Origin of the sequence: Daejeonella sp. (assembly GCF_036405355.1) — a bacterium.
GTDB lineage: Bacteria > Bacteroidota > Bacteroidia > Sphingobacteriales > Sphingobacteriaceae > Daejeonella.
Map to the genome: position 1 here is coordinate 1 of NZ_DASWXT010000076.1, position 3,945 is coordinate 3,945.

The 3,945-nt window shown below is 38.8% G+C and carries 5 protein-coding genes and 2 pseudogenes; 4 read left to right on the plus strand and 3 right to left on the minus strand.

What is annotated here, in order from left to right:
• The 3 genes and pseudogenes from VGE44_RS09780 to VGE44_RS09790 form a co-directional block, all read left to right on the plus strand.
• A pseudogene (locus tag VGE44_RS09780) lies at positions 1-190 on the plus strand (serine acetyltransferase); the annotation flags it as partial.
• A 4-nt stretch (positions 191-194) separates the two neighbouring features.
• A complete protein-coding gene (gene cysM / locus VGE44_RS09785) occupies positions 195-1,067 on the plus strand; it encodes a cysteine synthase CysM (RefSeq protein WP_331078452.1) in 873 nt (290 codons plus the stop codon).
• 17 nt (positions 1,068-1,084) lie between these two features.
• Positions 1,085-1,456 carry a VOC family protein gene (locus VGE44_RS09790; protein ID WP_331078454.1) on the plus strand — a complete coding sequence of 124 codons (372 nt, stop codon included), beginning with the start codon at positions 1,085-1,087 and terminating at the stop codon, positions 1,454-1,456.
• Between the two features lie 28 nt (positions 1,457-1,484).
• On the opposite strand, the gene VGE44_RS09795 is transcribed toward VGE44_RS09790, so the two are convergent.
• Entirely contained in the window at positions 1,485-2,507 is a 1,023-nt protein-coding gene (locus VGE44_RS09795; RefSeq protein ID WP_331078456.1) for a glycosyltransferase family protein, read from the minus strand.
• A gap of 190 nt (positions 2,508-2,697) precedes the next feature.
• Here VGE44_RS09795 and VGE44_RS09800 point away from each other — a divergent pair, with 190 nt between their 5' ends.
• Positions 2,698-2,979, plus strand: coding sequence for a pyrimidine/purine nucleoside phosphorylase (locus VGE44_RS09800; protein ID WP_331078458.1), 282 nt, complete (start codon positions 2,698-2,700; stop codon positions 2,977-2,979).
• A 90-nt stretch (positions 2,980-3,069) separates the two neighbouring features.
• On the opposite strand, the gene VGE44_RS09805 is transcribed toward VGE44_RS09800, so the two are convergent.
• Together VGE44_RS09805 and VGE44_RS09810 are read right to left on the minus strand one after the other, a co-directional pair.
• Positions 3,070-3,372 carry a hypothetical protein gene (locus VGE44_RS09805; protein ID WP_331078460.1) on the minus strand — a complete coding sequence of 101 codons (303 nt, stop codon included), beginning with the start codon at positions 3,370-3,372 and terminating at the stop codon, positions 3,070-3,072.
• Between the two features lie 171 nt (positions 3,373-3,543).
• A pseudogene (locus VGE44_RS09810) lies at positions 3,544-3,945 on the minus strand (DNA polymerase III subunit epsilon); the annotation flags it as partial.

Genomic DNA, 3,945 nt, shown 5'->3' on the forward strand with positions numbered 1-3,945 from the left:
AAGACATCCAACAATTGAAGACCGGGTGGTAGTTTACTCGGGTGCAACTATATTAGGAGGTGAAACCGTTATTGGTCATGATAGTATAATCGGTGGGAATGTTTGGCTAACTAAAAGCATACCTCCGGGTTCATCAGTTTATAATACATCTGAGGTAGTAATATCCAGCGAAAAAAGCAATAAAAAATAATAAAATGGCAGGAATAATTGATCTCGTCGGAAATACGCCATTAGTTGAAATTAAAAAACTAAATCCAAATCCAAAAGTTCAGATCTACGCGAAACTTGAGGGAAATAACCCTGGAGGAAGTGTAAAGGACCGGGCAGCACTCAATATGATCAGAAGTGCATTGGAGCGTGGAGACATTAGTAAAGGATCCCGTCTGATTGAAGCAACCAGCGGAAACACAGGCATAGCCCTGGCGATGATTGCACGATTATATAATCTTGAAATTGAGCTTGTTATGCCATCGAATTCGACCCGTGAGCGTACTTTAACAATGGAAGCTTTCGGAGCAAAAGTAACCTTGCTCGAAGGAATAGAATTATGCCGCGATTATGCTGAAGAAAAAGCAGCAAGAGGCGAAAGTTTTTTACTTAACCAATTCGCAAATCCTGACAATTCCCTTGCTCATTACAAAAGTACCGGACCAGAGTTATGGAGGGATACCAATCAAAAAATCACTCATTTTGTTAGTTCAATGGGTACAACCGGCACTATTATGGGTTGCTCAAGGTATCTCAAAGAAAAAAATTCTGAGATACAGATCATAGGATGTCAGCCTACTGAAGATTCATCCATACCCGGAATCCGCCGCTGGCCTGTTGAATACTTACCTAAGATATTTGAGCCTGAGCGAGTTGATCGTATAATGGATATTTCAGAAGCTGAAGCAACAGAAATGGCCAGAAAACTTGCAAAGGTTGAAGGAATATTCGCAGGGATGAGCAGTGGTGGTGCTGCATCAGCAGCTGTAAGGCTGGCCTCTGAACTCGATGAAGGCCTGATCGTCTTTATAGCCTGCGATCGCGGAGACAGATATCTCAGCAGTACGCTTTTCGGTTAAGTATAAACGCAAATTTTATGGCAAAGAAAAAAACAGGTAAGATTATGTGGCATGATCTTACCGTCAATGATGCGGTACAAATCAGCGATTTTTATCAGCAGGTTACTGGCTGGGAAAAAGAAGGATTGAGTATGGGGGAATATGAGGATTTCATAATCAAGAGCCCGGGAGATGCTGAAGTTGTTGCAGGTATATGCCACGCCAGAGGAGTAAACAAGGATATTCCTGCACAATGGCTCATGTATATTTCGGTTGAAAATCTGGATGAAAGTCTTGAGACCTGCAAAAAACTTGGAGGTAAAGTATTAGGTAAGAAACGAAAAATGGGTGAGGGCTATTATTGTTTGATACAGGATCCTGCCGGCGCTTATGTAATGCTTAGTGAGTAATCTGTAAATTCAGAATCTTAAACTGGTGTTAACCTGATTTACGGATATCCCTGATCATAGCAATACTGCAATGTTTTTCAATGATCTGATCAATGATCCCCTGAGTCCTGTCAGGGTAATCTACTTCAATAATTCTTTTTGATTCAATCCAGTTATTGATCACTATATCAAACCGCTCGTTTAAATTTCTGATTACCGGAACTCCCATCTGACTTAAAGCCGCTGCATTCAATTGCTGCTCATATTGATTTTTCATTGGAACAACCAAAAGCTTCTTTTTCATGTATAATGCTTCGGCAGGTGTTTCAAAACCGGCTCCACAAAGTATCCCTTCAGAACCTGCCATACTCCTGATAAACCGTTCATTATGAATTGGCTGAACAGACACATTTTTGGTTCTGTAGGGCTTGTGGTTATGCTTTGAGAACACATCCCAATTCACATTCTTGAACTTAGTAAGTGTAGCGATCAAACGAGGATCATCATAAGCCGGCAGATAGACCGTATAATGTCCAAGATTCTGAACCGCCTCATCCCTAACCTGCTTTCTGATTACCGGTGTGAATATATTTTCAGCATAAGCTTTGAAATGAAAGCCATACTGGGCGGTATTGGGCGCATAATTTTTGAGAATAAGCTTTCCGACTACGTCATTATTATCTGTTTTCGGCGCCTCTTCAGCAAGTACCGCCGACTGATGACTTAAACCAATGCATGGAACATTCTTAGCATAACATGCCCAGGCAGAAACAGGTTCAAAATCATTGATTACTAGATCATAGTCTTCAACAGGAAGAGAGTTAATCTCTTTTACAAGCTTTCTGACATTTGATTTTATACATGTCTTCCAAATATCAACCCCTCCCGACTTACCAAAAATAAAACTAAGTCCTCGGAATTTATAGCTAAGCTGATAAGGCAGAACAAGATCTCCCTGAATACCACTGACAAGAATATGAACATCAGCATGTTTCATGAGGCATGGAATTATATCCATAGCCCTGCTTAAATGCCCATTTCCTGTGCCCTGAATAGCATACAGTATCCTCATTTACCTTAATATTTACAAACGCTAAATTGCGAAAAAACTATGAGAAAGCCGATGATTGCTTTGAGATTGGAAGGTATGATAAATGGCCTGAACATATCTCAATTATAAAACATTGGTTTGTAGCCGATTTGATTTAATGAAAGCAGGAGACAAGATATTTTTTTAAATTCGCGGGCAAACAATACATTTTATGATAACAGTAAGCGAATATTTTGAAGGTTCAGTAAAATCTCTTGGGTATCAGTCTGCCGAAGGAAAATCAACAGTTGGTGTCATTGAAAGTGGCGAATATGAATTCGGGACATCCATGCATGAAACCATGCTAATTATAGAAGGTGAACTGGAGGCTAAATTACCCGGAAATAGCCACTGGGAAACTTTTCGAAAAGGAGATGCATTTGAAATTGATGCAAACCAATCATTTACAGTTCGTACCTCGTCTCAAACCTCTTATTTGTGTAAATACAAATAGCTGAGCTAGCTTTGAAAAATAAAAAAGCTGCCTTATTAAAAAGCAGCTTTTTCGTTTTTCACAGGTTTATAGAATCAGTAGCAATACGGATTATAAAATCAGTATCAATACTAAAAGGATAATGATAATAGCGCCTACAGAAAGGTAAACACCACCGTTCATCGCCTTTGCTTCTTTTTTCATCTCAAGCAATTCATTACGTAATGCCTTACGCTCTACACGACTTAGTTCAGATCTATCCATGTTTTTGATCTCTTCAACTCTGCGGGTAATTTCACTGGCACGTGCAATCTGATTTTCTGTTAATGCAGGCTTTGATTTTACATCATTTGCCATGACTGAACTTGATGCTAAAAGGATAGCAGTTAGTAAAAGGTAGATTTGCTTTTTCATTTTGATTTGATTTAAGTTTCTTTAAGTTAAGGATTAAAATATCAAAAATGCTCCCATTTTTATACATTAACCTTAAGGCAATTATTGTTCCATAAAGTTTATATACATTTTGATACTGATATAAATGATATTTTGAAATTAAACTGTCCCAAAATCAGGAATCAGTGTAGTTTAATTCACATAAATATCTCTTACTTTATGCGGAAAACGGAGTGCTGCATTCAAAATCATATTTCGGATATAGTCATTTTCAGGGTAAGGTGTTAAATGTTTTTTTAGTAAACTGATATCAGCCTGAGCTAAATCAGAAGCAATATAGCCCATCCCAAAAAACTGGCCATTCTCTATCAATAAACAACTTTTTTCCTCAAATGTACGGCCCTCATCAATCAGCAAAAAGCCCGGAAGCACCGCACTCAGGCTATTTAGTGCCATAGTTACCCGTTCATTATACAAGTCTGCTGATTCGAGCTGTTCGCAAGCTCCTTTACAGGCCTCCTCTCCTATTGGGATGCAGGGATCATTATTACGCTGAACAAAACAAAGTTTAGGACAGAGGTTAAATCCGGCAAT

What these genes read in the sequence shown, in the direction of transcription:
- VGE44_RS09805 (WP_331078460.1), bottom strand. Translation starts at nt 3,372, where the DNA reads ATGAAAAAGCAAATCTACCTTTTACTAACTGCTATCCTTTTAGCATCA.
- cysM (WP_331078452.1), top strand. Translation starts at nt 195, where the DNA reads ATGGCAGGAATAATTGATCTCGTCGGAAATACGCCATTAGTTGAAATT.
- VGE44_RS09795 (WP_331078456.1), bottom strand. Translation starts at nt 2,507, where the DNA reads ATGAGGATACTGTATGCTATTCAGGGCACAGGAAATGGGCATTTAAGC.
- VGE44_RS09790 (WP_331078454.1), top strand. Translation starts at nt 1,085, where the DNA reads ATGGCAAAGAAAAAAACAGGTAAGATTATGTGGCATGATCTTACCGTC.
- VGE44_RS09800 (WP_331078458.1), top strand. Translation starts at nt 2,698, where the DNA reads ATGATAACAGTAAGCGAATATTTTGAAGGTTCAGTAAAATCTCTTGGG.